This is a genomic window from Eubacterium sp. OM08-24, from assembly GCF_003438075.1.
In the GTDB taxonomy this organism is placed as follows: domain Bacteria; phylum Bacillota; class Clostridia; order Oscillospirales; family Acutalibacteraceae; genus Ruminococcoides.
The window spans coordinates 284,390-303,906 of sequence record NZ_QSTA01000001.1; the positions used below are offsets into that span (position 1 = coordinate 284,390).

The window sequence follows — 19,517 nt, forward strand, 5'->3', positions numbered from 1 at the left end:
TAGTAAATTAAAAACAGATGATTAAAAGGATATAGTTACAAATAAAAGCGTATTTATCAGCTTATCAAAATGAAATTTATATTATCACTTGTTTTTACCTTTTTTGGAAAAAATAAGACTACCTAATATACCAAAAGATATACCAAAGCATATTCCAACTCCAATTCCTGCCATACTGTTTAATACATTAACAAAAACAATGCTCCAAAGTATTGCCATTACTACCCCAATTATTATTCCTATAAGCAAACTTTTACCTTTCATAAGTTTTATCCTCCGAATCTCGATTTATAGAATTTTTTATAGTGTACAATGTGCAGATATATTGAAAGTGGCTGAGTTTAGATATAAGCAAAATACCTGCCTCGTTTGTTGCGGCTTGTTCATAGTAAAAAATCATCAACGCTCTCGCTAAGAGTTCTTTTAAATCAAAGTTTTCCTTGTAAAGCGCCGTAAACGGCGACACCTCATCCGTTATTTTCTTGCGAAAATCCGTCATCGCTTGCCGGTAAAATAAAAAACAGATTAACAAAAGTTAATCTGTTTTTTATGGTGCGAGTGACGGGACTTGAACCCGTACGTCGTGAAACACACGCCCCTCAAACGTGCCTGTCTGCCTATTCCAGCACACTCGCAAATATTGTCTGTCGACAACGATATATATTTTATCACCATACACCGAATTTGTCAAGCGTTTTTTGAAAATATTTTAATGTTTGTAATAAACTCTAAATTGCAAAATCAGATTACTCAGCCTGATTTCGTTTATGGGTAGAAAAAGTAATTTTTGTCTTATGTAAATTAAAATAGTTGTAGCAAGGGAGTGGAATTTGCTACAACCATTTTTTTATATCCGAAGACCAATTTTAAGTAATCTTTATTTTATTAATATTATAGCTGCAATTTAAATTCTTTATAGTCATCCAATCGCAAGAGAATAGGCTCATTGCCGTAAGCAGCTCCGCAATCAATATCAATCCAAGTGCTTGTTTTTATAATTTTGCCTTTATATTCTTCACCGTAACTAAATGTCGGAGTGTGACCGAAAACTGTTGTAATATCGTCATAATATTTATCATCAAGTTCAGGCCGCGCCCATAATAAGTCATCTGATGAGTAATCTCTGATTTTTTTGTTTTTATTGAAATTATTAAAACCTGAATGAACAAGAATAAAATCTTTTTCGCTTGCGGTAACCGCTTCGTAAAGCGGACAGTCACGAAGATAATCAAGTATGTCTTGTTGTGTATTTTTCGGCAAATTACGAAGAGCTTTCAGAGTTGCATTTCCACCGTTTAACATATAGTTATTAAGCAATTCGATTTTTTCACTGCTTATAGCATTAATGCTGTCCTCAGTTATTTCGTCAAAAACAAAATCACATGACAGCAACATTGCTTCGTGGTTGCCAAGTATTAATTGAACATTAACCTGTTCAAGCAGCCAAAGCAAAATTTCCACTCCGCCGTCGCCGTTTCTGTCAATAATATCACCAAGTATGTAAAGAAAATCATCACTGCTAAAAGTTGCTTTTTTAAGCAACTTTTTCAGCTTTTCAAGCGGATAGCCATGTAGGTCTGATATTACATAAGTCATAGTTTTTCCTCTTTTATGTTGATCTCAGGGTTAGTTTCTTTTATTTTGTCAAAGATTTCTTTTATAATTTTTAAATCATTAGCAAAATGATCGTAAAGAAAAAATGAATTAAATTCTTTTGAATAAAATAAGCAATTATTATAGAAAGTTATACAATCATTATCTTCTTTATATCTCATATGACATTTGCTATTGAATTTTTTGCATTTAATAAATCCGTTTGTTAAATGTAAATCTTCAGCTTTATTTTCATCAATTTTATAATAACTATTCAAGTTAAGATATTCTTTATAATTATATTTGCTGTTTTGTAATATGTCAAATAATTCATCGGGCGAAATTATTTGAATATTATTAGCTTTATTTTTATTTGCTTTTTTGTTTAACTCCTTAACTTGCTCGTTATTCCATATTCCTGAAAAGATATATATTTTTTCAAAATCATTTTCGTTATAATACTCTTCTATTTTAATTTCTTCTTGATTTTTAACTTGGCAAGTAATTGCCTTTCTGTTAGGCGATTTGAAAAAGAACTCGTATTTTTGTTCGTTAATTTTACAGCTTGACGGCATAAGTAAATAATTCTGCTCTTTGTTTTCTTCAACAATATAAAGCGACACTAAATCTTCAAGTTGTTTGTAATGAAGACTTCTTGCAAAATTGTTTTTAGTAAGTATTAGTTTTGGTATATCTGATTTGGACTTTTCTCTTTTGATGTATGCCTCAATTATTAAGAATTTTAATCTATACCTATCAATCCTTTGAATGGTTTGATGTTGCTGTTGTGACATTCTGCCTATGAGTTCGTAGGGCAAGTCATCTTGAGTTTTAAATTCTAACCACTTTTCAACATGACAACCCCATGACAAATGTTTGTACTCGCTTTCATCATCTTTATGTAAATATTGCGCCTTTTTTTTAACCTTTCCTATGTAATAATGAGCATTCCTCGCACGCATTACTGCATAATCGCCTTGCTTGATTCTTTTATAATCTTCTAATGCTTTTTTAGGACTTGTATTTCCTTTAGCAATTTTATAAGCACCCAAATATCCTTTATAATTATCTTCGTCACAATCGGCATATTCTAACATTTCACCGAAATTTTTATTGAAGAAATTTTTATTTAGTTCCCAGCCCATAGCAAATATATTGTTTTTTATACAAAACTCTTGGTGAGGAAGTACTTTTTCATTTGATTTTTCATCTTTCTCAAAAGGCATTTGATATACAATCCAACAATTAATATCTGATAAATTATAAAAATTTATATTCTGCATAAACGATCTCCTTTTATATTAATATAGCATAAGTTTTAGTTAAATCCTTTTATTCGTACATTTCAGCATATTTAAATATCTTGTCTACATTATACATATTTTGCCTGTACTATACAATAGATTATGCACTATTAAGTACATAAATCCTCAAATAGTCAAAAAATTATTAGCGTCCTGCTTTGTTTGGGCGTAGTCCTGCCACCGTTTGCCGGTGAAATAAAAAAAACAGATTAACAAAAAAGTTAATCTGTTTTTTATGGTACGAGTGTTCATAACGGATTTATGAAAAATTCAGGTTTTAACGGCAGTTGCACACATTTCTCGCTCGCACTTTTGTGGTTTATTCAATTTCTTCCTATAATGTGAATGTAAATTTAAGTTAAGGAGAAAATGACTATGAGAAATCCCAAATATCACATTTACTTAACGCCCGATGAGCGGCGTACGGTAATCAACAGCCTGATTGATTTGAGGAACGACCCCATCTCACGGGGCAAATATACCGATGTCATTGACGAGCTGTTAATCAAGTTCACGAAAGCTAAAATAAGGAAGATTAAGTTCAAGGAGGTCTGAATTATGGCGACAAAGATTACATACACACAGCAGGGAGATTATTTGCTACCTGATTTGAAGTTGCCTGAGCAGCCAAAGGTTGAGATCGGTATTTGGGGCAAACGGCATTTGCGGTATATTGAAAAATATCATCCAATCATTTTCACTAACCTTCTGACAAGCTGCAAACTTACATCTTATCTTGCCGACATTGACAAGCAGGCGGAAGATATGTTCTTTCGGTTAGTAAAACAATTTGCCGAAAAGGAAGGAGTTACCGAACAGCTCAAAGCAGACAACCAAATGCTGTGGGTTGCGAGAATGAACAACATCCGCAACCGTGCAATGGAAATCGTTAATTCAGAGTTGATTTACACTTAACCTGCAAAGCCACCAATAGGGGTTAACTCCTATTGGCGGCTTGCTATTGCCAATTATCTGGTTTTTTTGAAATTGGATAACATATGTTATTAGAAAACGTTAAAGATGTTACGTTCTTACTTGACCCTATGTATTATCCGTACTCTGAACGAGAGTTTTTCGGAGCACGGAAAGCCTTGTAGAGTTAAGACTTTTTGCTGTATTCTTATTCTCTTTCCAAAAAAATACAAGCCTATATGGAAAGATACTAGTCATTTCTAAGTGAAACACAATTTCATTAAGTCGCCGCAAGGAACTTTGGCAAGTTCTCGCGGGTCAATTTTTTTTAGTCCGCCGCCGTAAACGCGTCCTTCTTCCTCAATGTCACTTCCATTAATGGATTTTAACAATTCCCATATTCTATATATAGATTTCGGACTATCTGATATGGCTTTTTGTAAATGTTCTTTAGGATACAGCATTAAATATGAATTTGTTACTATTGCTTCAGACAAATTAAGAATAAAGAGAATTGGAGATTCGTTATATTTTCTTCTGCCCATATAGGAACACAAAAAATAAGTTGTGTCCCTATGCTCTTGCCAGTACCATTTTTCTGTTTTTGCAGAGGTATTTTTGGCTTGTTTTTTCTATCCCACTATGTAGGTACTCCCATATGGTGGTAGACTGTTTCATTATTTCCTGTTCTGTTAATTTGCAATCTAACAAAAAGCATTGCGGTTCAATTAGTGGTATACCACCATCATCAGATTCCACAAGATCGGTTTTTAAATATCTAGGGCTTGGAAGAACAGTTTTAAAGAAAGACATATCGAGGCCTAAATCGTTTATTTTTTTCTTGCTCATAATAAAGAAACTGTTATCCCCGGTAGCAAGTCCTCTTTTTATCTCAAAATAATCGCCTATTGTTATTCCCGAATTATTATAACAACGGATTTCTTTTTCGGGAAAACGTGTCCATTTTCTTTCTTTACTCAAATCTGATTTTTTTATATGCTTGCTCAACGCAGGTTTATCATGTGTACCGCCGAAAGAAAATTCAATTTCATAATCATCTTTGACTATTTCGTTTTTGAATCACACGACACAAGATGAGACTAGTGCATCGGAAAACAATGAATTCTCAGGGTTATATCTGTGTATTCTCAGCAAATGAACATTTTGCAATAAATAATTCTTGATCGCGTTTCCATAATTAACATCCATGAATTCACTCGGTATCAACCATCCGCAGACAGCACCAGGTGCAAGCCATTTGTGCGCAAGTAGAATAAAATGACAATATAAGCCAGCTAAACCTGATAATGCTATTCCTGTTTCTTTTTTTTCATGTTCAAGAAGATATAACTTTTCATCTTGCGTTAAGTAATGGTGGCGCACATAAGGTGGATTAGTAATAACAAGATTGTATTTTTGTTTTGGAATAATCCGTGTAAAGTCGCCTTTTATCAGTTCTATCCCCGAATCATTCCACAGATTAGCCGTGCAATCAAAATATGCGGGGTCAATTTCTATACCTGTAGCCGTTTGAATGCAACAGAACGAATTAATCGAATTTAATAGGGCGGAATAAAAAACACCACTCCCTATGCAATGTTCTAAAAATGATATTTTTTTGTCTGATAAAAGCTCTAATCCATATTTAGTTATTTCTTGCGCCAACACAAAAGGTGTTGAAAACTGCCCATGTTTTCGGCGTTCCTCAATATCCTTTTCAGAATCAATAGCTTCCTGCATTAAGCGGCGGGATTCTTCTAATGAACTTATATTCCTAATTTCTCTAAATCGTTTATTCTGTGCTCCCATATCCAGTCTATCCCTTCTGCCGCTTCATATCCCAAATACCCAGAATCAAAGTATCCACATAAAAACAGGGAGTAAGAAACGTTACTGCCATATGTATTTCTTAACTGTTGCATTTTTACTGCTTCTTCTTTTCGGCATTTGTTTACATTTGTAAAATCGCCTGCGGATTTTTCTTCTAACAGCAAAGGCATATCACCAGATTGTGCTGAAAGCGGCATAATAGCAACATCAACAGGGATATTAACTGTTTCGCCTTGTTCGCCTGCAACGTAAACTGGAACATTTGTATGAAACGAAAATGTTCCCGGGATCATTTCATCATAGCTAACTCCGTTTTTAGCTGAAACATATCCCTTGCTTTGTAGCAGTTTAGTAATTGCCGCAAGCTGTCGCTTTTCTTGTGCGTTACGAATAATTGGATCGGCAACAGCTCCACACAATCTGTCTGCGACAATAGTAGATGAACGAATAATTTCTGTTTCATCCGGAGTGCGTTTTTCTGGTATCCATGTAAAAATATCAGGGTCAGCCATTTTATTGATAATATCAGAAATACGCTGTAATTCTGTAATTAGCCTTGCTCTTTGCATTCTCGGCGAAATATGCGGATTCTCAGAATCTTCCATGTTTTGAACAAGGCTTTTAGTTACTCCTGCAAGCCCTACTAATCTATCCCTAGCAATTGGGGGACACGTGGACATTCTTAGTATTGGCAAAACTTCGGGATGCCTTTGTAAAAGAGCGGGAGAAATACTATTTAAATAGTTTGTTTCTTTGAGTGCTTCTTTAACGCTCTTTGCTGTTGAAACGCGTGTTTCTCTATATGCTTTAGGAGCAAAATACATAAACCATGTATTGTATAAATCAACGGATTGATTAATGTCCTTTTTCCACAAATGCGGTTTATCAAGGTTGATACCCATTTCAACATTCCTTTCTTTCGTCATGTATTTCTACAATATCGTCAAGTCCACATTCAAGTGTTGTTGTGATTTTTGCTAATGTATCAATTGCAACGGGTTTGTCCTTGCCCATTTTGGCAAGGATATTTGTGCTTATACCCGCAAACTTTCTTCACATCCGTTTTTGTCATTTGCTTGTCAACCAGCAGTTCCCACAAGCGGTTATAACTGTATGTCATGGATATTCTTCCCACTGAAATGTATCTCTAAAAGTATAGGATGAATTATAGCATACCTAGCTGGAAAAAGCAATAATATATCTTGTATTCGTGACATCTAGTTTTGCGGTCAATTCTACCGTACTCGTCTGCATATATTCTTTGACAGTTTCGAATAACTTTAATTCGTGGAAAGCTATATTACAAGAAATACAGCGCCTTGAAAGTAAGTTGCACAACACGATTAACAGCTATTTAATAGCCTCTCAGTATTTCTCTTATCTCTACATCTTTAGCATATGAATTCAAATCGTTTATCATTTTCCCGATATATTGTTTATGCTCCAAGTAATCTATGCCGTGTATTTCTTGGGATAATCTGTTCAGGAATTCAATTTTATTATGAATCAATGGCACCTCGCTACCTGACCACGAAGAAAAGCTTGAAAACAATGGAAGGTCTTTAAAGTTTTCTATGCTTTTTTCATACTCCAGATAGAGCTTGATGTAAGCGATTCTTTGCTCATCTGTCATTTTTGCTATGGAATCAAAAAGGCTCCTCATATACACGCTATCCGAATGATGCTTTTCTATAAAACTGCAAAGAAAGGTATTAACCTTTTCTCTGTCTGAATAAGCATTTATTACATCAAAGAAATCTGTTAATTCATAATGGGGATAATTTACTTTTTCTTTAATGACATCGGCAATATGCTCAAATGAAGTGGAAAACTCTTCTGTTTCAAATAGTTTAGTAATATGATCTGAATGATCCATAAAATCACGATGTCGTTGTTTTATTATTGTTAATAAATACTCATCGAGAAATGCGCAATTATTACAGAATAGTATTTTAAAGTATTGTCCATGATAATCAAAATACCTTTCATATGACAACTCAAATAGATAAATCTGCTCCAATAAATTCATTTCGGTTGAAAATAATCCGAGAACTTCAGCAACAGGTGTGATTCCGTCGTGGAATAAAAAACTAAAATATATATCAACAATAAACGGGAGCTCATGCTTTTTTTCAAGAATGATTTTACATGTCTTAATGAATACATCCGGATCCAAATAACTGAATTTTTTAACAAAGGTTATTTCTCTAAAACCAGACCTAATAATCGTTTTATCTGAATCATCAAGAAGGAAAGAATAAAAATCTTCAACGGTGTTTTTCTGTATCTTATCATTCGGGAAATGATAAAAGTAATAATAAATCCATTCATTTTTTTGAGCGTATTCATTTGCTTGAAGTAATTGTAATACTTTTTCAGGATCCATTAGATTAAAAAGGTATTCAACAATTCTAGAGGCAGATAATCTCGTTGGAGTATCAATGTTCAAATAATATTCTACTGCCTTAACAAAATGATTATTGCCTTCATACAAAATGTCAAACAATAGACCTAAGCCTTCTGTTATTTCATATTCATTTTCAATGCAAGATTCATTACAAACATCAATTATTGAACAAATATCAGAAAAATCAGCTTTGTTAATCATTTCTTTGATATTGCTCTTACGGACTATCAGTTCATCCCGGAACTCTTTATATTTTAGCTTATTCTCGCCTTTGATTGTTTTATATATTTTAAGGATATCCGAAGATGAATAATCCTTAACAAGCGATTGGTCAATAAACTTTTCTAGATCGCTCTCCCTCAAAAAAGCTATATAATTATCAACAAGAATACAATCTTCGAGATTGTCCGAATTAAATGAAGAGTCAATTAATCTATAAATAAATGGGCAATCCGTTTCAATAATCTGATTGCTTTCGTCTGCTCCATCGCCGTATTCTCTTAATATGTCACGAATACACATTTTTGAATCCTGAGTTAGACATATTTCATATAGTAATGTCCATACTTTTTTTCTTAGATTTACAATCAGCTCACCTCCACGTATGGTAATATAATTAATTGTAAATGATCTTTCTCCGTTCGATTCTGTCCATTCAAATCGGAATTTTAAAAGGTGTTTAGCAACATCAAAAAACAGATATGTTACAGCTTCGTTTGTCCAGTTTTCAGAATATCCTTTCAGCTTTTCGAGTAAAAGATTTTCAACACGATACTCAAATCTGTCGGAATACTTATTGAACACTAAACGCTGCTTTATTATTGCAAAAAACTGTTCGTATAAATCCGGTCTTTTCTTATAATATAATAAAAGCAAATCTAATGCTTCGGAATAATTGTAACATTGATAAAAACCACCAAGTATTTCAATTACATCATCAGTGATAGATTCCGATTGTTTTTCTTTTGATAAATTTTTGTTAAATGGCCTTTCTTCTGATTTATCAATTATTCCTTTAAGAATCAGAAGAGTAGCAGTTTCATTAACTGGATAAAATGCCTTTACATAATCAAAGAAAACAGATGGATCGTTTTCGGCTAATTCATCCCATACTTTACTTATTTCTTGATTAACATAAGCTATCATTTCATCAGAGGAAAAGGATATGGTTAAAACATTTACAGACGTTATTGTTTTTGATTGATTGACAGGGAAGTAAACTTTAATGGCATCAGAAAGAAGGATCAGTTTTTTATCAAAAAATACATATTTCAGAATATAGTTGGATAAGCACTGTTCTGAAATTTTTACTGCCTTTTCAGCATAGATATCAATTAGCTCGTATGAATGAAGTTTATATACACTCTCGATAAAAGTTTCTTTACTAATATGAGAAATGTTCAGTAATGGTTCAATAAAATCCAGATTATCAATATGAAATGCGTCAACAAAAGCAACTATTCCAAAAGTAATAATTAAATCTTTTTCATCACACAATTTATACTCTTCAATAACCCGACCATAATAATTTTCATATAACTTGGACACATCTGCTAATGAGGCTAAAGCGTTTTCTCTTCGTGCTGTTATTCCGGCAATCATAGCTATGCGGGTGTTTCCGTTTGATATTTCAGATATTCTTTTAAGATAATGCTGATCTTTAATACCAAGGTTAACTTTGATAATCTCTTCAATCTTTTCTTTATCAAATGGCTTAACTTTTATTATTCCATACCTTGCAAACTCCATTATTTTTTTATGGACTTCATTGAGTGCGTAATCTCTTACGGTAATAATTATTTTAACAATAATTCCATTTCCTTTTTTTAATAAGTATTGCAAAATATGTGACAATCCAGCAATTTGGTTTGCGTCATCAACAAAAAGTAAATATTTGCCAGGATGATTTATATGCATTTGAAGTTCTTCATATATAGGAAGCGCATTGTCCCTTATACATAGCAGAGTTTCTCCTTGTTCGGAGCTGCGATTTTTAGCGAATTCAACTGCTAATCTTGTTTTTCCTGTTCCTGCGGTACCTGATATTACTGCGACATCATATTCTTCTAATACTTCATCAAGCTTTTTTATTTCATCTTCTCGATACAGAAATTCGTTATCTAATGGTGCCGAAAAAGCTGATGAATCATTTTGTTTAATAAAATCCTCTATGCTAAATATCTGGTTTGTATCATAAGATATTTGCAAATAATCTTTTGCTAAATCTCTTCTTTCGGAGAAAAGATGATTGGCAATTCTATCTATTCCCCACATATTAAACACAATACTCTTCTCTTCACACATTTCACAAAACTCTTTATGAACCGCAGGTTTTAAATTTGAGGATGTATGAAAGTATATGATTTCTGATATATCTTTACTATCAATGCCGGTTTCACTTGAATTTAAGCATTTTTGGATATCATCAGTAATCTTTTTACGAAGTCCTGTTTGCTGTGTTGTATATTCAACAAAAACATATTTGTTATCCTCATTGATACAATACGTGTCAGGAGTTCCTGGAGTCGTTTTTTGAGTTCCCGATTGGCTGCCTAGTGAAACAAAATTAGAGTATCCTAATGAATATAGTATTTGATCACAAAGGTTTTGAAAAGTCCCTTGATCCAATTCTAATATTTTCTGTTTGATTGTATTAATTATCGCCATATATTTCACCTCGTTTGAATCTGTTTTGTTTTATTAAATTATATCATTATCTTTTTGTTCCCGCAACAAGTATAACAGTTTAAAACCAATCTTTTCTATCGCCTTTTCACAAACTCTCTTAGCCGTACTCGCATTACTAAACCCGTGATCGGTGGCGATGTCGGTATAAGGCAGCGGTTTGATGAGCTTTTCCTTCGGTTTGCCATTTTCGTCTAAATCGGTTTTGTCGGCATAGTGATTACTGAAACACTCAGGGCAAAAGCCGAGGTGCTGGGCGAGCATTATTTTTTCTGTGTATTCCAAGCTGTCATAGGCTTCATACAGTTTATCATAAAGCTCCTGCTTGAAATAGATATTTTCAGGATTGAGCGAGGAATCGTGAAGAAGAAAATCTGTTGTCTGTTCGTCGTCCTCATCGTTACTCTGAACATCTACATAGTTTTCAGTAAGAATACCGCCTTCAATGATAGACTTTGTTTTATCATAGCTTTCACCGATTTGCGCTGCAACCTGAGAAATGGTTTCCTCCGTAAATTCACCGCCTGAATGATTGAAAATATCCATCACTTTACGAAGTCGGGCATATTCAAATTCACTTTGCACGGAATAGCCCGTCCGCATTGTGCGAATATAGTTATGCGCCTCACGCTCCATATACCTCTGAGCATACGGCAGAAAAGGAGCTATGGAAATATCGTATTTCATCAGAGCCTTACATAAGCCTGTTACAAGGCTTTGCTTTATATCGGCAAAATGTTCTTCCATTGAGTATTTATTCCTAAAAGACTTCGCCTTTTCATTTAACGACGGCTTGTAATAGTGTAGGAACCAATAGAAATAATTGTCATCGCCGGTCTGGATATACTGCCGAATATACTCCTGCAAATCCCATTCAGGCGGTGGCGGAGTAATGCGGTATATTTCAAATTCTTTTTTCTCGATATGGCTCACTTTTGCTTGATTCTCCTGTCCGTTTCTCTATACAAATTCTCACGCTTCATATCCATTTTAAATTGACCGTTAGCGTAGTTGTCATCATACTTTGCTTTTTGCCAATACTCTTTAGCGACTTTCAGCGCCATTGCAGCAAACTCTGCTGTAATGGTGCTTCTTTTTTGTTCTACACGAATTGCAGAGCAACGACTCTTGTAAATTGGATTGATAGGGTTACCTTCAGAAAGCTCCTTTTCCTTCATCCTCGCCGCATATTTTCGGCAGGTAATTGTTTTTCCTTTCAGCGTATAGGGCGCAATACCGTTGCAATACACCTGCCGCCTTGCAGAAGTCATCAGGAAACAGCGCTTGCAGATCGGACACCTTCTCGGATAATGACCGTAGTACAAGCCCTCAAAAAAATCCGTGAGGACAAAGCTGTAGTACTTGTCAAAAAACATTCTTCTCGCCGTAACAATCGTTTTGCTTTTAGCCGTTTTACGCATAGCAACATACTCGGATGTCATATAGAGTTTTTCGTTGCCGAATATATCCAATGCAATCGGTAATAGATGCGGCTCGTCAAAGCGTTCTGCTTCATCAAGTCTGTTACAAAACTCAGTTAAGCCCTCAAATGCTTCTCTCATATCGTTGCTGATACGATCATAGAAAGCCAGTGTTGTCATCATATCATTAAGTAGGTTGTCCGCTGTTTTTTGCTGAACTTTATCTATTTCAATCGGGAGCAAATCCAAAGCAGATTCATTGATTCCCATAGCTAATATTTGAGCCTTTGCATCGAAATACTCTCGGATAAAGTCAGCGTTGTTCTCTGTGAAAAGTTCAGCTATTCTAATACACTCTGCTTCAACATCCAGCTTAGTGAACGGTTGCAGTTTAGGCAAGGTTTTTAATATTTGGTGGATCTCCCACCCGGATCGTAAAACATCATTGTTATCAAGATAACCGGCAGAGATCGTATCGTATAAATGCCAGCTGTATTGTTTGTATACAGCCAACCGAGCCGCCGTATCGTCCTTATAGTATTGATTCAAAAGGTGCGTAGCGAACGTACCGGCAGGGTAAGTTTTGTTGCCGATCCGTATTCTTCCGTCACGAAAATCGGCGCTGCAAAAGCTGATTTTTTCCAAAATCAACACCTCCTAACTATCAAGTCTACCAAAACAGGTGTCCAATAAAACTCCCTTTGCTCCGTTTTAGAAGAAATTTTTGAAAAAATTTTGAATTATTGTTTTCCGTAATATAAAATTATCGGCTTGAATTCTGATCGTTCAGTATTCAAGCCGTTTTTAAGTGTTTTCTTTTTGATTTTCACTATGTTTTCTTAAAACCCTAAGTTTTCGGATTTTCGTGTATTTAATACAGTAGAGGGACGAAAAGCCCTCCAAAATACACGAAAGGAGGAACAAGCTATGGTGCTGAAAATTACCGAAGAGCAGTCCGACAGAGTAAACCGCATTGTCCGTCATTCGTGCTGCAACTGCATTGACGACAACTGCCTGTTGCTCGACTACGGCGAAGAACACAGCTGCGTGCAGCTGATCAGCAAGTACGGCATTTACTGCAACTATCTTTTGAAATGCATATTGCCTGCTTTCCAAAAACTCTACGGCGACATACTCGCCTACAACGAAAAACTGAAAGGATGATTTTATGAAAACACTAAACAATTTTAAGATTATCGGTATCGACCACGGTTACGGCAACATCAAAACCGCTAACCATTGTTTCAAGACGGGTATCACTGCCCACGACAGTGAACCGCTGTTTACAAAGGATATGCTTACCTACAACGGCAAGTATTATCTAATCGGCGAAGGTCACAAGGAATTTCTGCCCGAAAAGCAGAATGATGAGGATTATTATATCCTCACGCTCGCCGCTATCGCAACCGAGCTTGCAGACGAAGGACTGACCGAAGCGGATGTGATTATCGCCGCAGGCTTGCCTTTAACTTGGACAAGCGGACAGAAAGCGGATTTTGCCGCTTATCTGTCAAAGAGCAAAGGGGTAGCGTTCACTTTTCGGAATGTAGATTATCATATCCGAATCTCTGATGTAAAAATCTATCCGCAGGGATATTCTGCGGTCGTGCCTATCAAGTCTACGCTCAAAGGATTGAGTATGGTAGCCGATATCGGTAACGGTACGATGAACACACTTTATCTTGTCAACGGCAAGCCGCAAAGCGGTAAGATGTTCACCGAGAAGTTCGGCACTTATCAATGCACCCTCGCTATTCGTGAAGTCTTTATGCGCAAGACACGCCGAGAGCTGAACGACTATATCATCGACGAGGTGTTGCAGACAGGCACGGCAGATATTCTTGCTTCCGATTTGGAAATCATCACCGCTATTGCCGAGGAATATGTCGCTGAGACCTTCCGTCGCTTGCGTGAGCACGGCTATGATGAAAGTACGATGACGCTCTGCGTCTGCGGCGGTGGCGGTTGTCTGATCAAGAATTTTTATCACGGCAATCTCGACCGTGTAAAGTTCATTAACGACATCTGTGCCGCAGCTAAAGGCTATGAATATCTTGCAGACGTTTATCTGAGAGCCGAGGCGAAGAATGAAGGACGTGTATAAAATGACAGTACGCTTTGACCTAACCGACGCCCGAGAGCGTTATCTTGCAGAGTATATGCAGACGCTGGATGTGAAGAAGTATCAATCCCGCAATCAGTTTGTGTTAGATGCGATCGCAGACTATGTGGATTTGCAGTCGATCACCCGAGAGCAGCACGATGAGGATATCCGAAGCATTATCCGTGAAGAAATGCAGGCTTGCTTTGCCGAAGCAAACTTCACTCCGCAGCCTATGACAAACGCTCCGGCACTGACCGCAGAGCAACAGAAAGAAGCCGAACAAGATATTATGGACGACCTTAAACTGTTTGATTGACGGCAAATTTTGAGACGATAAACAAAACTGCCGTCACTTTGACGGCACAACAGAATTATAAAAAGATGAAATATTATCAGCAGTATAAGGCAAACAGAATCCGTCCCGTATTACCACAGGGCGGGTTTGTCTTATACTGTAGCAAGCAGGGAATTTGTACGGCAAATTCCAAATACAACAGCCCCGAAGCTGTTGTAAATCTTTAGGGACACCCTAACACCCGAAGAAAGAAGGTGTATTTTTGAACGATAAAAATGCAAGAATCGAGCTGCGAGTTACGCAGTCCGAGAAAAAGAAGATAGCCCGGCTCGCCGAGAGCTGCGGCTTATCTCAATCCGAATATATCAGACAAAGGACATTGGGCTATGCGCCGAGGACGGTGCAACCTGATCCTTTTTTGATTTCTACCAAACGCTCTGCCGTTTGTGTGACGAGGTTGCCGATAAGGTATCACCTGAAACCGAACGAAAGCTGCTTGAAGTCGTAGACGAAATCCAACAGTGCCTACTTCTGCCGGAGAAATCCTCTGCCAAGCAAATCTGTAAGGAGGTAACGACGTGGCAACAACAGGCTTCTGGCCCGTCAAAGGACGGCTAAAAGATGTTATCAATTACGCTGAAAATCCTGATAAAACTATCGAGCGAAATATCTTGATGATGACTTAGCTGTCGCTCTCAATTACGTTGAGAACAGCGACAAAACCGACCAAACAATGTACGTCAGTGGAATAAACTGTCCGAAGAAAAGGGCTTACGAGCAGATGATGACCACAAAGCGACGTTTCGGCAAGCTCGGCGGAAATGTAGCGTATCACGGTTATCAGAGCTTTCAGGCAGGAGAAGTCACGCCCGAAGAAGCGCACCAAATCGGCATTGAAACCGCCAAGCGAATGTGGGGCGATGATTATGAGATTGTCGTGACGACGCATCTAAATACGGCAAACATTCACAATCATATCGTCGTAAATAGTGTATCGTTTCGCACCGGACGGAAGTTTGAAAATCATATTTCCGACCATTACAAGCTGCGTGAGATTTCCGACGAGGTCTGCCGTGAGCACGGAAAAACTGTCCTTGAAAACGCTCCGTTCTACGGCGGCGACAAGGCATATTGGGTACGCAAGAGCGGACGAGTACCACACAAAGATATGCTGCGGCACGATGTTGATGAAGCCTTAGCCTGTGTTTGATTTTGAATTTTATCTTCGCTCGCTCGGCTATCAGTTTGTGCGGAATTTCAAATATCAGCATCCGTCAGTGATCGCTCCTGACTGGCTGAAGCCTGTCATATTAAGCAGTCTCGGCAAGGATTACACCAGAGAAGCGATACTTAGGCGGCTTCAATCTCAGCGTGAGGATAAATACTTTGTGGATTTCTATACACCAAAATCGTATTATCAGCGCCAACCGCTGATAGTGAGAATCAGAGATTTTGAGAAAAGAACAGAGCCTGATGTTATCACGGCGCTGTTTGAGCTTATCATCACTATCGCAAAGCTCATCACAGGCAACAACGTGCAAAAGCGAGATTATCGTCCTGTATCTCCCGAATTGAGATTGGAAATACAGAATCTCGACCGAACGCTTGAGGAATACCATTTTCTCCGTGACCATAATGTGAAATGCGCAGAGAATTTTGTATCTTGCCGAAAGGAAATCGCCGAGCAAATCAAAACCTATGAAACCGAGCGGCAGCATATCCGCAACCGAATCCGCAGAGCGAAAACACCTGAAGAAGATTATTCTCTAAAAGAACAATGCAGAGAAATCACAAAGAAGCTAACACCCTTGCACAAGCAGCTCATTATCTGCGGGCGCATTGAAAACAAAGTGCCTCGACTCCGTGCTTTGATCGAACAGGAAAAGCAGCTGGAGCAAGGCAGATACAAGTACAAATATTGTCACCAAAATAAAACGAAACAAAGGAGTTATGAACGATGACCAATATATCAATCAACAGATTACACGAATTCAGAGATCACCCTTATCAGGTGCTGACAACGAAGAAATGAACAGCTTAATCGAGAGCGTTCAACAACAGGGGATTATGACGCCGCTGATCGTTCGACCGTTGGAAAACACAACCGACGAGTACGAAATCATATCTGGACACCGCCGTTTCCGTGCGGCACAGAAGGCAGAACTTGCATAAGTACCTGCCTTTATTCGTCCCGTCAGCCGAGATGAAGCAGCAATAATGTTGGTGGACAGCAATCTGCACAGGGAGCATCTTCTGCCGTCGGAAAAGGCGTTTGCCTATAAAATGAAACTTGAAGCTATGAGCAGACAGGGATATCGATCCGACTTAACTTCCAACCAAGTTGGTCGGAAGTTGGAAACAGCAGATATTATAGCTGAACAAACAGTCGAAAGCAAAACACAAATTCGTCGCTATATCCGTTTAACAAAGCTCATTCCCGATATTCTCAAAATGGTTGATGAACAGCGTATTGCTTTTTCCGTCGGTGTGGAGCTATCCTACTTAACCGAATGTAAGCAACAGGATTTACTTGAAGCGATTGAGCTTGAGGACAAAACGCTCTCGCTCTCACAGGCAATCCAAATGAAAAAGCTCTCTCAGGCAGGCAAACTTGACAGCGAAACCATATCAAAAATCATATCTGAGGAAAAACCGAATCAGCGTGAGAAAATCAGTTTTCAGTATGATGTGTTGAGCAAGTATTTCCCAAAGAATTTCACGCCGCAGGATATTTACAAGCGCTTACTCAAATTAGCGCAGGACGATTACAGACGCAAACAGCGCAACAGGGAGGAACGATAATGAGCATTATACAATCACTTTACGGCGAAGAACACGAATACAAAGTCAACGGCGCTACCTACATTGTGCGGCGGCGTTCAAGCACACAGGACGGAAAGAGGACAACACCTCTTTCCCGACTTGTGTTAAAAGGATAATAAACAGCGATTTCGCACATTTGATAATCACCAAGGAAAATGATACTATGGCAGCAGAAAATGTGTGTTCGGCTGTCGGAAAGGAGGACAACATTGCAATCGAAAAAGAAACAGGATAAGGCTGGCATTACCGCCTTGTACTGCCGCCTTTCCCGTGATGACGGCGTGGAAGGTGACAGTAACTCGGTCGCCAATCAAAAGAAATTGTTAAAACGTTTTGCAAAGGAAAATGGGCTAACCAATACCCGATACTATGTTGACGATGGCTATACCGGTACAAATTTTGAGCGTCCCGGTTTTCAGAAGATGATCGAGGACATTGACCTCGGATATATCTCAACGGTGATTGTCAAAGATCTGTCCCGTCTCGGACGGCGATACGATATGGTCGGATATTATATGGACACCTATTTTCCCGACAGAGATGTTCGGTTCATCGCCGTTAACGACAATATCGACAGCGACGAAGGTGAAAGTGAAATTGCGCCGTTCAAAAATGTGTTGAACGAGTTTTATGCGAGGGACATTAGCAAAAAATGTCGATCATCCTATAGTATCAGGGGTAGCACAGGCGAGCCGTTAGCTCCGCCGCCATATGGATATATCAAATCTCCCGATAATTCTAAGAAGTGGGTTATTGATCCCGAAGCGGCACAGGTCGTTCGTGACATCTTCAAAATGGCGCTTGAAGGTAAGAGCAACGAAACGATTGCCCGTATATTGCAGGAGCGCAAGGTGCTGATTCCTATGGCGTATTGGCAAGAAAAGGGTATTCGTAAAGGCGGTAAGGTCACACAGCCTAACAAATATAAATGGTGCAAAACTACCGTTACAAAGATTCTTACCCAGCAGGATTATTGCGGCGATATCATCAACTTTAAGACGTATTCCAAATCATACAAGAATAAGAAACGCTACGACAATCCTAAAGAAAACTGGGTTATTTTTAAGGATGTTCACGAGCCGATTATCAGCCGTGATGATTTTGAGCTGGTGCAGATGCTTGTCGTAAAGACAAAGCGCCGTGCTCCTAAACAGGAAAACGGCGAGAAGAATATGTTTTGCGATTTTCTTTACTGTGCCGATTGCGGCAGCAAGTTATGGTATCACACGAATACTACCAACAAGGAAATCCATTATTTCAGCTGTTCCAACTATAAGAAGGATACCCGTGGGAATTGCGAAACCCGCCATTATATCCGTGCCGACGCTATCGAACAGATCGTTATGCTTGAATTAAAGAGATTAGCAAAGTATTTGGAATCCCACGAGGAAGAATTTGCAAAGCTCCTCGCCGAAAAAACCAATGCCGATATGTTGGCGGAGCAGAAAACCTTGGAAACAGAGCTAAATCGGGCAACCGCCCGAAATGAAATGCTCACTTCGCTTTTCGCCAAAACCTATGAGGACAATGTATCGGGCAAGTTGAGCGATGAGATGTATATGGAGCTATCCCATAAATACGAGGTTGAACGTCTTGAACTGAAAACAAAGATTTTTGAGTACAAGGAGCGCCTTGCCAAAATCAGTGAAATGGAGCAAAACAAAGATGACTTTCTTAAAGCTGTCAGAAAGTTTATGGAGATGGAATCCTTAACCGCACCAATGCTCCGGGAACTTATTGACCACATTGATGTGTACGAAAAAGAAGGCGGCAAAAAGAACTACACTCAACGTATCGTCATCTATTATCGTTTTGTCGGCTACTTAGAACTACCGTCATCAGATGACGAAAACTACAAAGCCAACACCCGGAAGGGCGTAGATGTGGAGTATATTCCCACAGTGAAATCCGCATAAGACAAAAGGTGAGCAGGCACAAAACCTGCTCACCACATACAAACCGGATGAAATTGAATAAAAGAATGAGTGTCCATAACATAAATCCGTTATGAACACTCATACTGGTGCGGGTGACAGGACTTGAACCTGCACACCGGTAAGCACAAGAACCTAATGGTGACGACACCTTAATGAATTTATGTCAAATTTGGCATATTTCTGATATTATAATACCGGTTTTGTTG

22 protein-coding genes, 1 tRNA gene and 1 pseudogene are annotated in these 19,517 nt (G+C 37.9%); 11 read left to right on the top strand and 13 right to left on the bottom strand.

All coding sequences use genetic code 11. The annotated features are described in order from the left end of the window. Window positions 1–84 precede the first annotated feature (84 nt). The 5 genes from DXC23_RS01460 to DXC23_RS01480 form a co-directional block, all read right to left on the bottom strand. Window positions 85–264 carry a hypothetical protein gene (locus DXC23_RS01460; RefSeq protein ID WP_117704438.1) on the bottom strand — a complete coding sequence of 60 codons (180 nt, stop codon included), beginning with the start codon at window positions 262–264 and terminating at the stop codon, window positions 85–87. Beyond that, window positions 254–499: a hypothetical protein gene (locus DXC23_RS01465; protein WP_117704439.1), complete on the bottom strand. Its 246-nt coding sequence runs from the start codon at window positions 497–499 to the stop codon at window positions 254–256. Before DXC23_RS01465 ends, DXC23_RS01460 begins: the two co-directional genes overlap by 11 nt. A gap of 51 nt (window positions 500–550) precedes the next feature. Further along, a tRNA-Leu gene (locus DXC23_RS01470) sits at window positions 551–635 on the bottom strand. Between the two features lie 256 nt (window positions 636–891). After that, window positions 892–1,596 carry a metallophosphoesterase gene (locus tag DXC23_RS01475; protein ID WP_117704440.1) on the bottom strand — a complete coding sequence of 235 codons (705 nt, stop codon included), beginning with the start codon at window positions 1,594–1,596 and terminating at the stop codon, window positions 892–894. Beyond that, window positions 1,593–2,876, bottom strand: a complete 1,284-nt coding sequence (locus DXC23_RS01480) for a hypothetical protein (RefSeq protein ID WP_117704441.1) — start codon at window positions 2,874–2,876, stop codon at window positions 1,593–1,595. Before DXC23_RS01480 ends, DXC23_RS01475 begins: the two co-directional genes overlap by 4 nt. Window positions 2,877–3,272: 396 nt before the next feature. Between DXC23_RS01480 and DXC23_RS01485 the strand changes: the two genes are divergently transcribed. Further along, entirely contained in the window at window positions 3,273–3,452 is a 180-nt protein-coding gene (locus DXC23_RS01485) for a hypothetical protein (RefSeq protein WP_117704442.1), read from the top strand. Between the two features lie 3 nt (window positions 3,453–3,455). Then, window positions 3,456–3,812 carry a TnpV protein gene (locus tag DXC23_RS01490; RefSeq protein WP_117704443.1) on the top strand — a complete coding sequence of 119 codons (357 nt, stop codon included), beginning with the start codon at window positions 3,456–3,458 and terminating at the stop codon, window positions 3,810–3,812. A gap of 257 nt (window positions 3,813–4,069) precedes the next feature. Here DXC23_RS01490 and DXC23_RS01495 read toward each other — a convergent pair whose 3' ends face one another. From DXC23_RS01495 to DXC23_RS01530, 8 genes are all read right to left on the bottom strand, one after another. Beyond that, entirely contained in the window at window positions 4,070–4,354 is a 285-nt protein-coding gene (locus DXC23_RS01495; protein ID WP_117704444.1) for a hypothetical protein, read from the bottom strand. 28 nt (window positions 4,355–4,382) lie between these two features. Then, entirely contained in the window at window positions 4,383–4,817 is a 435-nt protein-coding gene (locus DXC23_RS01500) for a hypothetical protein (RefSeq protein WP_117704445.1), read from the bottom strand. Window positions 4,818–4,889: 72 nt separating this feature from the next. Continuing rightward, on the bottom strand, window positions 4,890–5,618 hold the full coding sequence (locus tag DXC23_RS01505; RefSeq protein ID WP_117704446.1) for an Eco57I restriction-modification methylase domain-containing protein: 729 nt from the start codon (window positions 5,616–5,618) through the stop codon (window positions 4,890–4,892). Next, on the bottom strand, window positions 5,576–6,541 hold the full coding sequence (locus DXC23_RS01510; protein ID WP_117704447.1) for a XamI family restriction endonuclease: 966 nt from the start codon (window positions 6,539–6,541) through the stop codon (window positions 5,576–5,578). Before DXC23_RS01510 ends, DXC23_RS01505 begins: the two co-directional genes overlap by 43 nt. Before the next feature lies 1 nt (window position 6,542). Then, a complete protein-coding gene (locus tag DXC23_RS12745) occupies window positions 6,543–6,653 on the bottom strand; it encodes a hypothetical protein (RefSeq protein ID WP_278286532.1) in 111 nt (36 codons plus the stop codon). Between the two features lie 340 nt (window positions 6,654–6,993). Next, window positions 6,994–10,713: an ATP-binding protein gene (locus tag DXC23_RS01520; RefSeq protein ID WP_117704448.1), complete on the bottom strand. Its 3,720-nt coding sequence runs from the start codon at window positions 10,711–10,713 to the stop codon at window positions 6,994–6,996. A 33-nt stretch (window positions 10,714–10,746) separates the two neighbouring features. Beyond that, window positions 10,747–11,664 (bottom strand): hypothetical protein, encoded by a 918-nt coding sequence (locus DXC23_RS01525; RefSeq protein ID WP_117704449.1) that lies wholly within the window; start codon window positions 11,662–11,664, stop codon window positions 10,747–10,749. Then, window positions 11,661–12,797, bottom strand: coding sequence for a DUF6076 domain-containing protein (locus DXC23_RS01530; protein ID WP_117704450.1), 1,137 nt, complete (start codon window positions 12,795–12,797; stop codon window positions 11,661–11,663). The genes DXC23_RS01525 and DXC23_RS01530 overlap by 4 nt, the downstream gene beginning before the upstream one ends. A gap of 282 nt (window positions 12,798–13,079) precedes the next feature. Between DXC23_RS01530 and DXC23_RS01535 the strand changes: the two genes are divergently transcribed. From DXC23_RS01535 to DXC23_RS01570, 9 genes and pseudogenes are all read left to right on the top strand, one after another. Next, window positions 13,080–13,316 (top strand): cysteine-rich VLP protein, encoded by a 237-nt coding sequence (locus DXC23_RS01535; protein WP_242997374.1) that lies wholly within the window; start codon window positions 13,080–13,082, stop codon window positions 13,314–13,316. 4 nt (window positions 13,317–13,320) lie between these two features. Next, window positions 13,321–14,256, top strand: a complete 936-nt coding sequence (locus tag DXC23_RS01540) for a ParM/StbA family protein (protein ID WP_117704451.1) — start codon at window positions 13,321–13,323, stop codon at window positions 14,254–14,256. A gap of 1 nt (window position 14,257) precedes the next feature. Then, on the top strand, window positions 14,258–14,572 hold the full coding sequence (locus tag DXC23_RS01545; RefSeq protein ID WP_117704452.1) for a hypothetical protein: 315 nt from the start codon (window positions 14,258–14,260) through the stop codon (window positions 14,570–14,572). A gap of 670 nt (window positions 14,573–15,242) precedes the next feature. After that, window positions 15,243–15,761 (top strand): annotated as a pseudogene (locus DXC23_RS01555) (relaxase/mobilization nuclease domain-containing protein); the annotation flags it as partial. Beyond that, entirely contained in the window at window positions 15,754–16,512 is a 759-nt protein-coding gene (locus DXC23_RS01560; protein WP_117704455.1) for a hypothetical protein, read from the top strand. The pseudogene DXC23_RS01555 and the gene DXC23_RS01560, both read left to right, overlap by 8 nt. After that, complete coding sequence (locus DXC23_RS12585; protein ID WP_242997375.1) at window positions 16,502–16,723, top strand: ParB/RepB/Spo0J family partition protein; 222 nt, start codon at window positions 16,502–16,504, stop codon at window positions 16,721–16,723. Before DXC23_RS01560 ends, DXC23_RS12585 begins: the two co-directional genes overlap by 11 nt. 45 nt (window positions 16,724–16,768) lie before the next feature. Then, on the top strand, window positions 16,769–17,353 hold the full coding sequence (locus tag DXC23_RS01565; protein WP_242997376.1) for a hypothetical protein: 585 nt from the start codon (window positions 16,769–16,771) through the stop codon (window positions 17,351–17,353). Next, window positions 17,353–17,490 carry a hypothetical protein gene (locus DXC23_RS12335; RefSeq protein WP_158552396.1) on the top strand — a complete coding sequence of 46 codons (138 nt, stop codon included), beginning with the start codon at window positions 17,353–17,355 and terminating at the stop codon, window positions 17,488–17,490. The genes DXC23_RS01565 and DXC23_RS12335 overlap by 1 nt, the downstream gene beginning before the upstream one ends. A 93-nt stretch (window positions 17,491–17,583) precedes the next feature. Beyond that, window positions 17,584–19,290, top strand: coding sequence for a recombinase family protein (locus DXC23_RS01570; RefSeq protein WP_158552397.1), 1,707 nt, complete (start codon window positions 17,584–17,586; stop codon window positions 19,288–19,290). Window positions 19,291–19,517: the final 227 nt, after the last annotated feature.